We start from the raw sequence: 15695 nt of genomic DNA on the forward strand, positions 1-15695 counted from the left end.
GGAAGACCGATGACCACGCCCATCGCCACCCCTTCGCGCCGCGCGTTCCTTGCCGGATCGGCTGTGCTGGCCAGCGCCCTGGTGGTGCCGCTGCACCGCGCGTTGAGCAGCGTTCCCGCCGCCCAGCTGGCGGCCAATGGCTATCTTGCGGTGCTGCCTGATGGCGCCGTGTCGCTTGCCCTGCCCAAGACCGAAATGGGCCAGGGCATCATGACCGCGCTGACCATGCTGGTGGCCGAGGAACTGGGCCTGGCGCCCAGCGCGGTCAAGGTGTCGATCCCGCCGGCCGACCGCGCCCGCTTTGCGCCGATCGATACTACCACGGGTGGCTCTACGTCGATCCGCGAGCTGTGGAAGCCGCTGCGCCAGGCCGCTGCCAATGCGCGCGCCGCGCTGGTGGATGCGGCGGCGCGGCAGTGGAAAGTCATGCCCGATGGCCTGACTCTGGCCGATGGCGCGGTGGTAAATCCGGCATCGGGCAAGCGGCTGGGCTTCGCCGCGCTGGTCGCCGATGCCGCTGCGCATGTGCCGACCGACGCCACGCCCACGCCGCGATCTGCCTGGAAAGTGATCGGCAAGGATACCCGCCGGCTCGATTCGGCGGACAAGGTGCGCGGCACCGCGCAGTTCGGCATCGATGTGAAAGTGCCGGGCATGAAGATTGCCACGCTGGCGCAATCGCCGGTGTTCGGCGGCAAGCTGGCCAGCCACAACGCCGCAGCGGCCAAAGCCGTGCCCGGCGTGGCAGACGTGATCGCGCTGGACGACTGCCTGTTCGTGACGGCTGACAGCCTGTGGACGGCCAAGAAGGGCCTCGAGGCCGCCGCGCCGACCTGGAACGAGGGCGCCAATGCCGGGCTGGACCAGGCCCAGGTCGTGGCCGCGCTCGATGCCGCCGTGTCCAAGCCGGGCGTGACGGCCAAGGCCGAGGGCGATCTGGCCCAGGCCCGCGCCGGCGCCGCCAAGACCGTGGAAGCGCTTTATCACCAGCCGTTCCTGGCCCATGCCACGATGGAGCCCGGCAATTGCACCGCCCATGTCACGCCGCAGGGCGTCCAGGTGTGGACCGGAACGCAAGTGCCCAGCGATTGCCGCGCGGCAGCGGCGCGCACGGCGGGCGTGGCCGAAGACAAGGTCCAGGTGCACAACTTCCTGATGGGCGGTGGCTTTGGCCGGCGGCTGGAAACCGACATGGTGGAGCGCACGGTCAGCCTGGCGGCCAAGGTGCCCTATCCGGTCAAGCTGGTGTGGACGCGCGAGGAGGATATCCAGCACGACATGGTGCGCCCGGCCTATGCCGATCGCATCAGCGCCAGCCTGGACCAGGCGGGCAAGGTCACCGCGTGGGAGCATCGCATCGCCGGATCGGCGGTGATGGCGCGCTTCCTGGGCGACAAGTTCAACGGGGTGGACGATGATGCCGTCGATGGCGCGATCGCCCCGCTCTACCCGGCCAAGGCGCGGCTGGTTACGTTCAAACAGGTGGAAAGCGCCATGCCCACCGGCTGGTGGCGTGGCGTGGGCGGCCTGCGCAATACCTTCGTGATCGAAAGCTTTGCCGACGAACTGGCGCTGGCCGCCGGACAAGACCCGCTGGCCTGGCGCCTGGCGCAGATCACCGATCCGCGCGCACGGGCGGTGCTGCAAAAGGCCGCCGCCGAGGCTGGCTGGGGCAAGGCGCTGCCCAAGGGCGAAGGGCTGGGCCTGGCCGTGCTGCATATCTGGGACACCTGCCTGGCGGCGGTGGCCCATGTGAAGGTCGATGCGCAAAAGCAGATCGCTGTGCCGCAGGTGACCGTGGCAGTGGATTGCGGCCCGGCGATCAACCCCCTGGGGGTGAAGGCGCAGATCGAAGGCGGGGTGACCTTTGCCCTGTCGGCCGCGCTCTATGGCGGGGTGACGCTGGAGAAAGGCCGTATCGCGCAGTCCAACTATAACGACGTGCGCCCGCTGCGCATGAACGAGGCGCCGCGCGTGATCACCCACGTGATGCCGACGGACAACGCGCCAGGGGGCATGGGCGAGCCGCCCGCGGCGGTGATCGCCCCGGCGGTGGCCAACGCGCTGTTTGCCGCCACGGGCAAGCGGGTGCGGCAGGTGCCGTTGCAGGCCGGGTTCGAGGCGGCCTGAGCCGACAGGCTTGCGTGGGGCCCCGGATCAAGTCCGGGGCGACGAAAAGGGTATTGGGCTATTCATCGTCACCTCGGACTTGATCCGGGGTCCCGCTTTCTCTGCTTTACCAGCCGCCGCCGAGCGCCAGGAACAGGTTGACCTGGTCGTTGGCCAGTTCCACGCGCGAATTGAGCACGGCGGCTTCGGCGCCGATCACGCCCTGGCGGCCACCAATGTCGCTGGTGATGGCAGCGCGGCCGGCCTCGCGCAGGCGGCGGGCTTGGTCGGACGCGGTGCGGGCAGAGGCCAGCGCTTCATCCAGCGCGGCATGGCGATCATGGTTTTCGGCATAGGTGGCGAGTGCCGTTTCGGTTTCGCGCAAGGCGCCGAGCACCACGCCATCGAAATGCGCGAGCGCGGCATCGGCACTGGCATCGGCGGCCTTGACCCGCGCGCGGGCGCCGGCGCCGGGGATCGACCAGTGCAGCAGCCCGCCGATCGACCAGCGATTGGCTGCCGGCAGCCCCAGATCCTTGACGAAGCCGGTGGAGCCGGCGGAAAGGCCGATGCCGATCGAGGGATAGAGATCGGCCGTGGCCACGCCGATGCGCGCAGTGGCGCCGGCCAGTTGCCGCTCTGCCGCGCGCACATCGGGGCGGCGGCGCAGCAGGGCCGCGCCATCGCCCACCGGCAGCGGCGTTTTCATCTCGGGCACGCTGCGGCAGCTTTCCGCCTCGCGCGGGTAATCGGCCGGCACTTTGCCGGTGAGCGCGGCCAGGCGATAGAGCGCAGCTCGTGCGGCGGCGCGATAGGTGGGCAGAGCGGCCTGCGCCTGGGCCAGGCGGCCTTGCGCGGCGGTAACATCGGGAGCGGCGCTGCGCCCGGCCGAGACCAGGCGGCGGTTGATATCGACCAGATGCCCTTGCAGGGTGATCGCGCGCTGCGCCAGGTCTTCGGCGGCGTGGGCGGCACACACGCCGACATAGGCCCGCGCCACATCGGCCGCGACGGTGACCTTGACCGCATCCTGCGTGGCGGAGATCGCTTCCTCATCGGCACGGGCGGCCTCAATCTGGCGGCGGATGCGGCCGAACAGATCGATCTGATAGCTCATTTCCGCCCCCACATCGCCGATATCGGCAACCGGCAACTGCTCGTTCTGCAGATAGGACTGCCCCGACAGGCGCGCGTGCTGCCCCCCGGCCGAAACCCCGAAATCCACTTCCTTGCCGCCTTCGGCCACGGCCGTGACGGCGCGCGCGCGGGCTAGGTTGGCCGCGGCCACGCGCAGATCGGTATTGGCGGCCAGCGCCTGCTCTTCCAGCCCATCGAGCACGGGATCATCATAGAGATGCCACCAGCGCGCCGGCAGCGGATCGGCCGTGGTCAGCGCGGCGGAGGCGGACTGGAATGCGCCCTGCGCCGCCGGCCGCGTGATCGCTGCATCCTTTGGCAAGTGGTAATCGGGGCCAACTGCCTTGCAGCCGGCCAGTGCCAGCATGGCCGAACCGATCAGGAAAAGGCGCTTCACCGGGTGTTCTCCTGCTTGTCGGGCGCGAGGGTGACCGAGGCGGTGCGCCCGGCGATCAGCGCGACATTGGCCGGGCGTTCATCCAGGGCGATGCGCACCGGCACGCGCTGGGGCAGGCGCACCCAGGAAAAGCTGGGGTTGATCGAGGGCAGCATCGAGGCGCTGCCAGTGCGATCGTGATCCTCGATCGCCATCGCGATCGAGGTGACATGGCCCTTGAGCAGGCGATCCTCACCCATCAGGCGCACGGTGGCGCGCTGACCAACGTGGACATGGGCCAGCTTGGTTTCCTCGAAATAGCCCTCGATGCGCAGCGAGCTGTTGTCGACCAGCGCCATCACCGCCTTGCCCGGCGCGACATAGTTGCCCGGGCGCAGCGTCTGGTCGGAAATCGTGCCATCGACCGGGGCGCGCACGGTGGCGCGATCGAGGTTGAGCCGGGCCATCTCGCGCTGGCTTTGCGCGGTTTCCAGCATGACCTGGGCAGCGGCGACCTGGGCCTGGGCGTCGGCCACCTTGGTTTCGCTCTGCTGCGTCACTTCCAGCGGCACCAGATCACCCAGGCCACGGTTGCGCGCCGCCTCGCGCTGCGCCTCGGCCAGGGCGACGCGGGCGCGGGTGATCCCGGTGCGGGCCTGGGCGATGGCATCGTCGGCCTGGCGCACGGCCAGGGCATAGCGCGCGGTGTCGATCTGGAACAGCACGTCACCCTTGTGCACCGGCTGGTCGTTGACCACGGCGACCTGGGTGACCAGGCCCTGCACATCGGGTGCCACCTGCACCACATCGGCGCGCACGCGGCCATCGCGCGTCCACGGATCGGCCTGGTAATGCAGCCACAGCGAACGCGCGCCGATGGCCGCGACGATGACGATGGCGCCGGTCACGCCGATCTGGACGGTCTTGCGAAAGGTGGGGGAAGCGAGCAGCGACATCAGAGCCATCCATTGATCAACTGGGGAAAGCGCACGAGCAGCGCCCAGAATGCCACGAACATGGCAGTATCGAACAAGACCGGGTGCCAGACCCAGCGGTAGAAACGCAGCGCCACCAGCACGCGGTGCACGATCAGCGCCAGGATCAGCGCGACCGTGGCGGTGACCGGCGCCGAAGCCACGAAGACTTCGCCGAACATGTATTCGGAAAAAGCAGGCGTCGGCGGGTTCATGCCAGTGGCTCCACCACGGCGGGGGCTGCTGTCAGGGGCAGGACCGGGCCGGGGCTATTGGGGAAAAGATTGCGGCGCAGGGCGATCAGCGCGGCGATGGCATGGGGCGCATCGGGCGCATCGGGGTGGCCAAAGGGCAGCGGTGGCGGGCGCACCGGGCCGCCTTCCTTGAGGATGAGGCGCAGCGCGCGATCGATACGGTGCTGCAGCCGGGCGTCGGCCGGGGGTGGGGCATCGGGGCGCCAGGCGCGGAAATAGCGGGCCGCCTCGCGCAGCAGGCTGGCCAGCGCGCGCTGCTGGCGCAGCGGCGCGGCGGCGCGGGCGTGCTGGATCGCCACCAGGTTGATTGCCAGGCGCACCTCGCGCAGCGCGGCCTGCGCCGCCAGCGAGCCAGCGGGATCAGCGCCCAGGCGCTGCGTCAGCAGGGCTGTCTGGTCGATCACCCGGCCCAGTGCCAGCGCGGGATCGGGCGGCGTGGCGGTGGTGGACAGCCGCACCAGATCGCGTTGCAGCGCGCGCAGCAGGCGGGCGATCGCCACGTCGGTGCCCAGGTTGCGCAGGCCGGCGGTGAACCCTGCGGCCAGGACAACGGCCAGGACCTGGCCGATGTTGCTGTTCACAAAGCGTTCGAAATCGGGGTGGAAACTTTCCTGAATGGCCAGCGCGCTGCAGAACCCCATGGCCATGGCAGTGGCCTGGCCACCCAGGCGGGGATGGGGAATGAACGCGGCGATCGCCAGCAGGGTGGGCGCCATGACCAGTGCCATCACGGTGAAATCGTGCACATAGGGCAGCACTTCGAACAGGTAGATGCCCGCCAGCGGCACGCCCGCGCAGATCGCCACGCCAAAGCGCAGGATCACCGGGATGGGATTGTCCATCGCGGCAAACAGGCAGCAGAACACCGCCGTCATCGCCGCTGCGCCCGCGCCATCGGCCCAGCCGGAATAGATCCACAGCGCGCAGCAGGCGATCACGGCCACCGACGCAGCGATGCCCGCCATCAAGGCATGGCCCAGATCCTGGTGCAGGCGCAGCGCGGCGCGCGGGCTGCGCAACGAGGCGGGCAGCGGCTGGCGCGGATCGCGCAGGTGGTCGAGCGCCTGGCGGCAATCGGCCAGCAGCGTCACCACCTGGGCCAGGCGCACGCGATAGCTGGTTGCCAGCAGATCGTGCCAGGATTGCGGGCGTATGCTTTCGGGCACGGCGATCGCCGGGCGATCGAGCGCGGGGCAACCCGCCGCGATCCAGGCGCGGGTGGCGGCCTGGGCACTTTCCAGATCGGGATCGGCGCAGGCATCTTCGGTGGCGATGGCGCTGCGCCGGTCAGACAGGCCCGAGAGCAGCGGCAGCAGCACGAGCATGCGTTCGAGCAGCGCGCGCAGCGTGCCGGTCATCTCGCGCCAGTGCGAGGTATCGTAGGGCACATGAATGGCCATCAGCGCGCAATCGACCACGTCGACGGCCAGTTGCTGCTGTTCGCGCGGGGCACGGCGCGGGGCGCCGCCGTCATCGGCGCTGCGCACGCAATCGGCGAGCCAGGCTTCGGCATCGCCCAGCCAGCGTTCCAGCCGCGCGCCCAGCGGCACGGCCACCGATTGCGGCAGGAACAGGCTGTGGGTGAGGGTGGCGGCAACGATCCCCAGCGTGATTTCGGTAACGCGGGCAACCGCGGTATCGAACACGGCATAGGGCTGGTTGACCGAAGGAAAGGCGATGATCGCCGCGGTATAGCCGGCGAGCATCAGGGTATAGGACCGTGCCGAGCGATCGAGCAGCGACACGGTGAGACAGCCCCCCACCCACAGCGCCAGCACGGTGGAGAGGATCATCGGCGTATCGACTAGCACCGGCACCACGGCCACGGCAAAGACCGCGCCGACAAACGTGCCGATCACGCGGTAGATCGCCTTGGAGCGGGTGGCCCCGGCCAGCGGATTGGAGACGATGAACGCGGTCGTCATCGCCCAGAACGGGAACGGCAGCCCGACCCACAGCCCGATCCACAGCGCCAGAAACCCCGCCGCCACGGTCTTGGCCGAAAACAGCAGGGGTTGCACCCAGGCTTTGGGAAACAGAAACATGGGATCGGGCTGCTTTCGTTCAGGCCGCTTGCAACTGGCGCAGCAGGATGCGCGCCACCGCTTCGGAACTGGCCGGGTTCTGCCCGGTTACCAGGTTGCCGTCTTCCAGCGTGAACACGCCCCAATCCGGACCCTTGCGATAGTCGCCGCCCTGTGCCGTGAATTCATCCTCGATCAGGAACGGCACCACCTGGGTCAGGCCAACGGCCTCTTCCTCGCTGTTGGAAAAGCCGGTGACGGGGCGGCCGGCCACGATCGGGCGGCCATCGGCGCCCTTGACGTGGCGCAGCGCGCCGGGGGCGTGGCAGACCAGGCCGAGCGGCTTGCCGGCGCGATCGAAGGCTTCGATCAGGGCGATGGACACCGGGCTTTCCGCCAGATCCCACAGCGGGCCGTGGCCGCCGGGATAGAACACCGCGTCAAAGCCGGCGGCATCGACATCGGCCAGCGGCGTGGTGTGGGCCAGCGCCTGCTGCGCGGCAGTATCGGCACGGAAGCGTTCGGTGGCAGGCGTCTGGGCATCGGGTTCATCGCTGCGCGGATCGAGCGGGGGCTGCCCGCCGGCGGGCGAGGCCAGGACGATCTCGGCCCCGGCATCCTTGAACACGTAATAGGGGGCGGCAAACTCTTCCAGCCAGAAGCCGGTCTTGTGGCCAGTGTTGCCAAGTTCGTCGTGCGAGGTCAGGACCATAAGAATCTTCATGGATTTACTCCAGAGCGGCTGGCCGATCGAAGCGATCATGCCAGCGAAAGATGGACAGGGACATTCCCCATGATCGCCCGGCTATAAGGGCAGGCCCCATGGGCGGCCTCCATCAACGCACGAGCGCGTTTTGGATCCATGCCGGGCAAGGATACCGCCAGCGTGATGCCCAGGCCAAAGCCGCCTTCGGGGCGGGGCGCCAGGCCCACCGTGGCGGTGACGCTGGCATCGCCGGGAAGCGGCGGATGATTCTGATTCTTCAGCGTTTTCATCGTGCTGAGGAAACACGCGGCATAGCCTGCGGCAAACAGCTGCTCGGGATTGTTGCCATGGCCACGGCCGCCCAGTTCGGCGGGAAGATCAAGCCAGGCATGCAGCGTGCCATCGCTGGTCGCAACCTGGCCTTCGCGGCCGCCATGCGCGCTGGCGCTGGCCTGATAGAGGCAATCGGTGAGCATGGACGGGTCTCTCAAGCGGCAGAACCGGGGCATTGGCCGTTGGCACAGGGCATCTAGGCGCGAACGCGACGCCGCGCCAAGAAGCGTTATGGCCAACATCCATAAAATTCCTTATGGATTGCGCTATGTCGCTCAACCGCCTGCGCGCCTTTGTCGAAGTCTATCGCCAGCGCTCGTTCACCACGGCGGCGCGCAACCTGGGGCTGACCCAGCCGGCCATTTCCCAGCAGATCGCCAGCCTGGAAGAAACCATCGGCCGGCCGCTGTTCGAACGGCACGGGCGCGGGGTGGTGCCCACGGGCACGGCCGACGAACTGGCATCGGACATTGGCGATCGGCTGGACCAGGCCGAGGCGGCCCTGGCGCAGGCCCGCGCGCGATCGGCCCTGCTGGCCGGGTCGATCCAGATCGTCGGGCATCCCGATTTCCTGTCGGAAGTGGTGGCGCCGCAGCTGGGCACGCTGCTGGAAAGCGGCATTCGCGTGCGCCTGCACGGCGGCACGCGGGGCGAGATCGAGCGCATGCTGATCCATGGCGAGGCAGACCTGGGCGTTTCGGGATTTCCCGCCGCAGACCGCCGCCTGCGCGGGGAGCATTTGCGTGACGAGGCGACCCGCGCCGTGGCAGCGCCTGCGGTGGTGGCGCGGCTGCGCGCGGCGCTGGCCGCGGGGACGGATCTTGCCACGTTCCTGGCCGGGCTGCCGCTGCTGTCCTACGGCCTCGATTACCCGCTGATCGACAACTGGCTGCGCCACAATGGCCTGAACCCCGAACTGACCACGCCGGCGATGGTCGGGCTGGACGTGCGCAGCCTGCGCGGTCTGCTGATGGGCGGGCATGGCTGGACGGTTTTGCCCGAATATCTGTGCCGCGCGCATCTCGAAGCCGGCGACCTTGCCGATATTCCCGGCACCGCCGCCGGGCAGGATCACCTGAGCTATCACCTGCTGTGGTCGCCCGCCGCGCTGCGCCAGCCGCGCGTGGCCCACGTGCGCCATGCGCTGATCTGGCGCCTTTACCAGCAATAGGCGCTTGTCATCGCGGGTGATTGCGCCATGATGCTGCGATCACAGCGGTCGTGGCGGGGGCACCATGTTGACGATCCACAGCGACGACCATCGCCTGCATCACGGCGCGGGCGAATTCTATCGCGGGCGGATCGTGCCCTGCTTTGAAATGCCGGCGCGGGTGGAGCAGATCCTGGCCAGCGTGGCCGGGCGCGGGCTGGGCCCGGTGGTGGCGCCGGTGCGGCACGGGCGCGCGCCGGTGGAGCGGGTGCACGCGGCCGACTATGTCGATTTCCTGGCCAGCGCCTGGGACGAATGGTGCGCGCTGGGCGAAATCGGCGATGCCTTGCCCTATGCCTGGCCGGCGCGCGACCTGCGCGCAGACCGCGTGCCCGCTCACATCGATGGCAAGCTGGGGTTCTACAGCATCGATGCCGCCGTGCCGATCACGGCTGGCACGTGGGCGGCGGTTCAGGCCAGCGCAGACTGCGCGCTGACCGGCGCGGCGGCTGTCTTGGGCGGAGAGCGCGCCGCCTTTGCCCTGTGCCGCCCGCCCGGCCACCACGCGGGCCCGCGCGCGATGGGCGGCTTTTGCTATCTCAACAATGCCGCGATCGCGGCGCAGGCGATGCGCGATGCCGGGGTGGCCAAAGTGGCCGTGCTCGATGTCGACTATCACCATGGCAATGGTACGCAGGCAATCTTCTATGACCGCGCCGACGTGTTCTTCGCCTCGCTCCACGGCGATCCGGCGGTGGAATACCCGTTCTTTGCCGGCTTTGCCGATGAAACCGGCAGCGGCGCCGGGCAGGGGTGCACTCTCAACCTGCCATTGCCCTGGGGCACGGCGGCCGGGGCCTACCTGGCCGCGCTCGATACAGGCTGCGCGGCCATCGCGGCATTCGGCGCGCAGGCGCTGGTGGTGTCGCTGGGGGTCGATACCTTTGCCGGCGATCCGATCAGCCATTTCAAGCTGGCGAGCGCCGATTTCACCCGCATCGGGGCGCGGGTGGCGGCGCTGGGCCTGCCTACGCTGTTCGTGATGGAAGGCGGCTATGCCGTGGGCGACATCGGCACCAACGTGGCCAATGTGCTCGAAGGCTTTGCCCATGGCTGATGGGGCCGGCACGGGAGCTGGGCTGCAGGGCCGATTGGGGTTCTGGCACCTCATTGGCTATGGCCTGGCGCTGATTGCGCCATCGGCGCCGCTCAACACGCTGGGCGTGGTCTGGGGCAAGGCCCACGGGCTGATCGCGCTGTCCTATCTCTTGGGCGGGCTGTGCATGGCTTTCACCGCCACCAGCTATGCCGTGATGGTGCGCGAGGTGCGCAACGCAGGATCGCTCTATGGCTTCGCCCGCGCCGCGCTGGGGCCGTTTGCCGGATTCATGGGCGGCTGGATGATCCTGCTCGATTACCTGCTCATCCCCTCGCTGGTCTATGTGATCATGGCCGTGGCGCTGGGCCAGTTGATGCCGGATGTCGACCGCGCGGTGTGGATCGTGGCGCTGCTGGCATTCACCACCGCGGTCAACTGGTTCGGTATTCGCTCGACCAGCGTGTTCAATGCGGTGAGCGTCATCAGCCAGATTGCCATCACCGCCCTGTTGGTGAGCGCGGGGATTGTCTTCCTGGGGCCGGAGCAGGCGTTTTCGCCGGCACCGGTCTGGGCCGATCCGCTGCCCTGGCGTGGGGTGCTGGCGGGCACGTCGGTCTGTGTGCTGAGCTTCCTGGGCTTTGATGCGGTATCGACCCTGGCGGAAGATACTGCCGATCGCAGCGGGCGCACGCTGGGCCGGGCGATATTGGCGGTGCTGGCCCTGGCCACGGTGTTTTTCGGCCTTTCCACCTGGGTTCTGGGCAATGCCATGGTCGGGCGGCACTTTGCCAGCCTGGAGGCGGCCCATTACGATGTGGCGGGCATGCTGCTGGGTGGCTGGGCCCGGCCGGCGCTGGCCTGGTTCACTGCGCTGATGGTGGGCTTTACCAATGCCCTGCCGATGCAGGTGGGCGTGGCGCGCGTGCTCTATGCCATGGGGCGCGATGGCCAGGTGCCCGGCGCCTTTGCCCGGCTGCACCCGCGCCACAACACGCCCTGGGTGGCGATGCTGGCCACGACGGCCCTGTCGCTGGTGGTGGCGCTGGCGTTTCGCGACGCGCTGGATTTCCTGGCGACGCTGGTCAACTTTGGCGCGCTGACCGGGTTTGCCCTGCTGCACGTGTGCGTCTTCGTGCATTTCCGCAAGTCGGCGCGGCGCAACCTGGCGCTCCACGTGGTCTCGCCCGTGGTCGGCCTGGCGGTAATTGCCGCGATCCTTACGGGCATGGGCGCCTGGGCGCTGCTGCTCGGCTGCGGCTGGCTGGTCCTGGGGCTGGCCTGGTGGCAAGGGGCAGCGCGCCATGCGCCGCCCCCGGCCAGCGATCTGGCCTATTCGGTATAGGCCTTGCGCAGTGCGGCGATATCGGCGGCGCTGACACCGGCCACCTTGTCCAGATACCCTTCGACCGAGCCATAGCGCGTGTCGATCTCGTCCAGCGCGCTGGCGAGGAACGTGCGGCCATCGGGATCGTGCAGCGGTTGCGGCCGGGCCATCGCCGGGTTGGCCTGATAGCCGGCAAACAGCCGGGCGACCGGATCGCTGGCGGCGGTGGCCGCGTCGATGCGGGGCATTTCCCATTCCGGACGGCGCAGCGCGGTAGACAGGTCATAGTCCTGAAGGATCACCGCGCGCGGCGTGCCCAGCGCCGAGAGGATCAGCGCGGTCATGAACCCGGTGCGATCCTGCCCCGCCGAGCAATTGTATTCGATCGGGCCGTCATGGGCCTTGAGCCGGTCGAACACCAGGCGCACCTGCGGCGCCAGCAGGGTGGGGAACTGGCGATAGAGCGCCCCGCCATTGCCGGTGACCTTGCCGTGGTTGCCGGCAAACAGCGCCATCATCGAATAGGGCACCGCATCTTGGTGGATCTGGTCCGCCAGGCGGGTGGGCGCCAGGCGGCGTTCCTCGTCAGAGCGCAGGTCGACCATCGTGGTCAGGCCGAGGCCACGCACCATGGCGATATCGGCCGGCGATAGCAGCGGCGTGGCGCCCGACCGATAGATCAGGCCCCAGCGCACCGTCTTGCCATCGGCAGCCGGATAGCCGCCCAGATCGCGAAAGTTCGATCCCTGTGCCAGGGGCAGCATGCGTTCGGCCACCGTGGTGACGCGGCCATCAGACCGGTCGCGCAGCAGCACGTAGGGGCGCGGCGTGGCTGCGGCCCGCACCTTCGCATGGCCGCTGCGCACCGCGCGCGCCACGGGCCGCGCGTTGGCCAGCGGGGCATCGGGGCGGGTCGCCAGATAGACATCGACCGGACCGCTGGCCTGCCAATCGACCAGCAGCGTGGCGGCATCGCTGCGGCTGGCGATGGCATCATGGGCGCGGGCCAGTGTCTGCGGGGCGAGCGCCGGGCTGGCCGCCAGGACCAGCCCGAGAGCCCAGGCGCCAAGATGGGTGCGGCGCATCAGAACCGGACCTGTGCTTCCACGCCCCAGGTGCGCGCTTCGTTGAAGAAGCCATAGGTACCGACCAGCGCGCTCGCCGCCTTGTAGAACATATGCTGTTCGTTGAAGATGTTGCGGCCCCAGACCGAGACCTGCATCTTGGCGCCGTTGGCGCCCAGGGCAATGTCAGCCAGGCCGATGCGGCCATTGAACGTCACGCTGGCATCGCCCTTGGGCTGGGCCAGAGTGACAGCGCCCGTGGCCGTGTTGAAGCCGGGATCGACGTAGTTGGCGTAGAACCCGCTGTCATAGTTGGCATCGAGATGCAGGCGCAGTTCCGCTGCAGCCACCGGCAGGGTGACGTCCACCGTGCCACTGGCGGCATGCTTGGGCGTATAGACCTGGTAGATCGGGATCGGGGTGGTGATGATCACCCCGTTGGCCTGCGGAAACGGGTTCGACGTATTGGGGATCTTGACGCTGGTATAGGCATAGCTGGCGCCCAGCGTCAGCTGCGGGATGGGCTTGACCGTGAAATCGGCCTCGATCCCCTTGAGACGCCCAGTGCCCGGCGCATTGTGGGTTTCGGTGGTGGTGCGGGTGGTGTTGAGCAGGTTGCCCTGGGCATCATACTGCAGATAGTTGGCGCTGAAATCGAGCTGGATGTTCTTGTAGGTGCCGGTGTAGGCGGCCACGTTGAAGCGGGCGCGCTTGTCCCAGAATTCGGTCTTGGCGCCCAGTTCGAACATCGAGACGGTTTCGGGATTGAACGGGGCATAGGTGAGCGAGCGCGAGTTGGCCCCACCCGATTTGTAGCCCGTGCTCCACTTGCCATAGAGATGCACGTCTTCGCTGGCATCGATCGCCAGGTTGATCATCGGATCGACGCGTGACCAGCTGGCGTCGAGCAGGCGCGGCGCGGTGACGCCGTTGACCGAAGGCGTGGCGCCGTTGACGGTGAACAGCGAACCTTCCTTCTTGTCGTGCGTCCAGCGCGCGCCCAACGTCAGGTGAAAGATGTCACCAGCCAGATCGGGGGTATAGGTGCCCTGGCCGAACACGCCCACGCTGGTGGTGGTGACGTGGCTGGCGCGGTCGATGGTAATGCCATCGTAGGTAACATAGGGGATCACCGTGGTGGCGCTGCCGGCGGCATCGGAGAAGGCCATGGTGTAGAACGCCTGGGCGTTGTCCTGGACCTTTTCCTGGTACCACATCGCGCCGGCCACGAATTTCACGCGGTCATAATCGCCCAGCAGTTGCAGCTCTTCGCTCGCCTGGTTCTGACGGAACTGGGCCAGGCTGTAGCGCGAGAACTTGGCGCCGGTGAAATTGCCGGTGGCGCTGATCGCGCTGGTCGTGGCCGAGCCGTTGTCATACTGCGACTGGGTCAGTTCACGGTATGAGGCGATCGACTTGACCTGAAGGTGCGGGTCGAGGTGCCATTCCAGCAGCAGGCGGTGGCCATGGGTCTTGCCCACGCTGGGCTGCTGCGTCACGCCGACGGCGGCCACGCCCACGCGGTTGGGTTCGAGCGGATAGGCGACGGGGCGCTTGAGCGTGCCGGCGCTCACCGTCTGGGCATAGAGCGGGCTCGATGCGTCGTAGGACGTGTCATAGGCATAGTCGGCGCTGAAATCGGGCGTGGGCGTCCACAGCACTTCGCCGCGCAGGCCGCGCTTGGTGTAGAAGTTGAAATCGGTCTGCCCGGCCAGCGGGTTCTTGACCAGGCCATCGCGGTGCGACACCACGCCATCGATCTTGGCCGCCAGGTTGCCCCACTTGGGCAGATCGACATGCAGCTCGCCCTTGTAGCTGCCATAGTTGCCGGCGCCGACCAGGGCATTGGCGTGGAATTCGCCGCTGGGCTTCTTGGTCACGATGTTGATCGCGCCGCCTTCGGTGTTGCGGCCAAACAGCGTGCCTTGCGGGCCTTTGAGCACTTCGATGTTCTCGATGTCATAGAGCGCGGTGCCCAGGCCCTGGGCGCGGCCGAGATAGACGCCATCGACATAGACGCCCACGCCCTGGTCGCGCGCGGGCTGGTTGCTGTCGGACAGCACGCCGATGCCGCGGATGTTCATGATCAGCGCCGAATTGCGCGAATAGAACGGGGCGACGCGCAGGCTGGGCACGCCGCCGGATTGCAGATCGACCAGTGACTGGATGTGGCGATCGGCCAGGGCCTGGGCATTGAGCACCGAGATGGCGATCGGCGTCTTCTGCAGGTCGGTCTTGCGCTTTTGCGCGGTGACGACGATCTGGTCGAGCGTGCTGGTCAGCGTGGGGTCTGCCACGGGGGCAGGGGCCGGCTCCGGCGCCGGTTCGGCGGCGGCCGCATGCGCCAGGACGGGCAGGGCGGCGCCGGCAAGGCAGAGGGCAAGGGCGCTGGCCGTGCGCAGGGCATGCGGGCGCGCACCACGGTGCGTGGCGTTCTGGATAGGCATGGAATGGTTCCCTCACTGGTGTTGGCGCGGCCAGTACGGTGAGGGAATGTCAGGCAGGTGACGCTCTGTGCTGGTTCGTCACTGCGCTGCAACAAGCCGGAAATTTTTTGCAGTTGCGGGCTTTTGGTCCTGAATCTCGGTCAGGCGTGGCAATCAGGCGCGGGGTTGAAAGGCGATGGTCACCTGTTGCGGGGCGGTGCCATCCAGCGCTGCGGCGCTCGACCCGGTGCCCGTCAGCCCGGGCAGCGCCACGGTGCAGGCTTCCTGCCAGCGGTGCACATCGCAGCGCGCGCTGGCGACCGTATCGCTGGTCGCGCCCGCAAGGCGATAGCGCGCCACAAGCTGGCCTTGGCGCACCTTCGCGGTCTGCACGCCATGGCGGATCATCGCCACCACGGCCAGGTGATCGCCATGCTGCACGACGCGCGGCGTGGCCACAACCACGCCGGCCGGCGGCGGCGCCAGGCTGACCACCGGCAGAATTGCCGCCGTCTGCGCCGCCACGGGCAGCGCGCCCGCGCCGAGCAGCAGCGCGACCAGCGGGATAAGGGCGGGGTGGGGGCAGCGGGGCAAAGCGTTCATGGCGGGTTCCACGGGGACAGGGGTAATCAGACCATTTCTTCCAAGCCGGACCGGCAGCGGGAGTCAAATTCGCTAACCACGTTGCAAACGCGCTGCACCGTTGCGGGACAGCGCGG

13 protein-coding genes are annotated in these 15695 nt (G+C 68.3%); 4 read left to right on the forward strand and 9 right to left on the reverse strand.

Annotation, left to right across the window (positions count from 1 at the left end):
- Positions 1-9 precede the first annotated feature (9 nt).
- Positions 10-2130: a xanthine dehydrogenase family protein molybdopterin-binding subunit gene (locus tag ABIC78_RS16050; RefSeq protein ID WP_354490772.1), complete on the forward strand. Its 2121-nt coding sequence runs from the start codon at positions 10-12 to the stop codon at positions 2128-2130.
- Positions 2131-2236: 106 nt separating this feature from the next.
- Here ABIC78_RS16050 and ABIC78_RS16055 read toward each other — a convergent pair whose 3' ends face one another.
- The 6 genes from ABIC78_RS16055 to ABIC78_RS16080 are packed head-to-tail and all read right to left on the reverse strand — an operon-like array spanning position 2237 to position 8056.
- Positions 2237-3643 (reverse strand): efflux transporter outer membrane subunit, encoded by a 1407-nt coding sequence (locus tag ABIC78_RS16055; protein WP_354490774.1) that lies wholly within the window; start codon positions 3641-3643, stop codon positions 2237-2239.
- Positions 3640-4578 carry an efflux RND transporter periplasmic adaptor subunit gene (locus ABIC78_RS16060; protein WP_354490776.1) on the reverse strand — a complete coding sequence of 313 codons (939 nt, stop codon included), beginning with the start codon at positions 4576-4578 and terminating at the stop codon, positions 3640-3642. Before ABIC78_RS16060 ends, ABIC78_RS16055 begins: the two co-directional genes overlap by 4 nt.
- Entirely contained in the window at positions 4578-4811 is a 234-nt protein-coding gene (locus ABIC78_RS16065) for a DUF1656 domain-containing protein (RefSeq protein WP_231627534.1), read from the reverse strand. Before ABIC78_RS16065 ends, ABIC78_RS16060 begins: the two co-directional genes overlap by 1 nt.
- Positions 4808-6895, reverse strand: a complete 2088-nt coding sequence (locus ABIC78_RS16070; protein WP_354490778.1) for an FUSC family protein — start codon at positions 6893-6895, stop codon at positions 4808-4810. The genes ABIC78_RS16065 and ABIC78_RS16070 overlap by 4 nt, the downstream gene beginning before the upstream one ends.
- Before the next feature lie 19 nt (positions 6896-6914).
- Entirely contained in the window at positions 6915-7598 is a 684-nt protein-coding gene (locus ABIC78_RS16075) for a type 1 glutamine amidotransferase domain-containing protein (protein WP_354490780.1), read from the reverse strand.
- Between the two features lie 35 nt (positions 7599-7633).
- Positions 7634-8056 carry an organic hydroperoxide resistance protein gene (locus ABIC78_RS16080; protein ID WP_022677311.1) on the reverse strand — a complete coding sequence of 141 codons (423 nt, stop codon included), beginning with the start codon at positions 8054-8056 and terminating at the stop codon, positions 7634-7636.
- A 125-nt stretch (positions 8057-8181) separates the two neighbouring features.
- Between ABIC78_RS16080 and ABIC78_RS16085 the strand changes: the two genes are divergently transcribed.
- The 3 genes from ABIC78_RS16085 to ABIC78_RS16095 all read left to right on the forward strand — a co-directional run bounded on the left by ABIC78_RS16085 (position 8182) and on the right by ABIC78_RS16095 (position 11504).
- Positions 8182-9084: a LysR family transcriptional regulator gene (locus tag ABIC78_RS16085; protein ID WP_062787298.1), complete on the forward strand. Its 903-nt coding sequence runs from the start codon at positions 8182-8184 to the stop codon at positions 9082-9084.
- Between the two features lie 64 nt (positions 9085-9148).
- Positions 9149-10180 (forward strand): histone deacetylase family protein, encoded by a 1032-nt coding sequence (locus tag ABIC78_RS16090; protein ID WP_354490782.1) that lies wholly within the window; start codon positions 9149-9151, stop codon positions 10178-10180.
- Positions 10173-11504 carry an APC family permease gene (locus ABIC78_RS16095; RefSeq protein WP_354490784.1) on the forward strand — a complete coding sequence of 444 codons (1332 nt, stop codon included), beginning with the start codon at positions 10173-10175 and terminating at the stop codon, positions 11502-11504. The genes ABIC78_RS16090 and ABIC78_RS16095 overlap by 8 nt, the downstream gene beginning before the upstream one ends.
- On the opposite strand, the gene ABIC78_RS16100 is transcribed toward ABIC78_RS16095, so the two are convergent.
- The 3 genes from ABIC78_RS16100 to ABIC78_RS16110 all read right to left on the reverse strand — a co-directional run bounded on the left by ABIC78_RS16100 (position 11492) and on the right by ABIC78_RS16110 (position 15579).
- On the reverse strand, positions 11492-12571 hold the full coding sequence (locus ABIC78_RS16100) for a tyrosine-protein phosphatase (RefSeq protein WP_354490786.1): 1080 nt from the start codon (positions 12569-12571) through the stop codon (positions 11492-11494). The two genes, ABIC78_RS16095 and ABIC78_RS16100, sit on opposite strands and share 13 nt — an antisense overlap.
- A complete protein-coding gene (locus ABIC78_RS16105; RefSeq protein ID WP_354490788.1) occupies positions 12571-14997 on the reverse strand; it encodes a TonB-dependent receptor in 2427 nt (808 codons plus the stop codon). The genes ABIC78_RS16100 and ABIC78_RS16105 overlap by 1 nt, the downstream gene beginning before the upstream one ends.
- 153 nt (positions 14998-15150) lie before the next feature.
- The gene (locus tag ABIC78_RS16110; protein WP_171792810.1) at positions 15151-15579 is read right to left on the reverse strand and encodes a hypothetical protein; all 429 of its coding nucleotides are present in this window, start codon (positions 15577-15579) and stop codon (positions 15151-15153) included.
- Positions 15580-15695 lie beyond the last annotated feature (116 nt).

This window comes from Novosphingobium sp. 1529 (assembly GCF_040544855.1).
GTDB lineage: Bacteria > Pseudomonadota > Alphaproteobacteria > Sphingomonadales > Sphingomonadaceae > Novosphingobium > Novosphingobium capsulatum.

Excerpts from the sequence above, each read along its gene's own strand:
- ABIC78_RS16060 (WP_354490776.1), bottom strand. The coding sequence starts at position 4,578 with ATGTCGCTGCTCGCTTCCCCCACCTTTCGCAAGACCGTCCAGATCGGC.
- ABIC78_RS16080 (WP_022677311.1), bottom strand. The coding sequence starts at position 8,056 with ATGCTCACCGATTGCCTCTATCAGGCCAGCGCCAGCGCGCATGGCGGC.
- ABIC78_RS16100 (WP_354490786.1), bottom strand. The coding sequence starts at position 12,571 with ATGCGCCGCACCCATCTTGGCGCCTGGGCTCTCGGGCTGGTCCTGGCG.
- ABIC78_RS16085 (WP_062787298.1), top strand. The coding sequence starts at position 8,182 with ATGTCGCTCAACCGCCTGCGCGCCTTTGTCGAAGTCTATCGCCAGCGC.
- ABIC78_RS16095 (WP_354490784.1), top strand. The coding sequence starts at position 10,173 with ATGGCTGATGGGGCCGGCACGGGAGCTGGGCTGCAGGGCCGATTGGGG.
- ABIC78_RS16070 (WP_354490778.1), bottom strand. The coding sequence starts at position 6,895 with ATGTTTCTGTTTCCCAAAGCCTGGGTGCAACCCCTGCTGTTTTCGGCC.
- ABIC78_RS16090 (WP_354490782.1), top strand. The coding sequence starts at position 9,149 with ATGTTGACGATCCACAGCGACGACCATCGCCTGCATCACGGCGCGGGC.
- ABIC78_RS16050 (WP_354490772.1), top strand. The coding sequence starts at position 10 with ATGACCACGCCCATCGCCACCCCTTCGCGCCGCGCGTTCCTTGCCGGA.
- ABIC78_RS16110 (WP_171792810.1), bottom strand. The coding sequence starts at position 15,579 with ATGAACGCTTTGCCCCGCTGCCCCCACCCCGCCCTTATCCCGCTGGTC.
- ABIC78_RS16105 (WP_354490788.1), bottom strand. The coding sequence starts at position 14,997 with ATGCCTATCCAGAACGCCACGCACCGTGGTGCGCGCCCGCATGCCCTG.
- ABIC78_RS16065 (WP_231627534.1), bottom strand. The coding sequence starts at position 4,811 with ATGAACCCGCCGACGCCTGCTTTTTCCGAATACATGTTCGGCGAAGTC.
- ABIC78_RS16075 (WP_354490780.1), bottom strand. The coding sequence starts at position 7,598 with ATGAAGATTCTTATGGTCCTGACCTCGCACGACGAACTTGGCAACACT.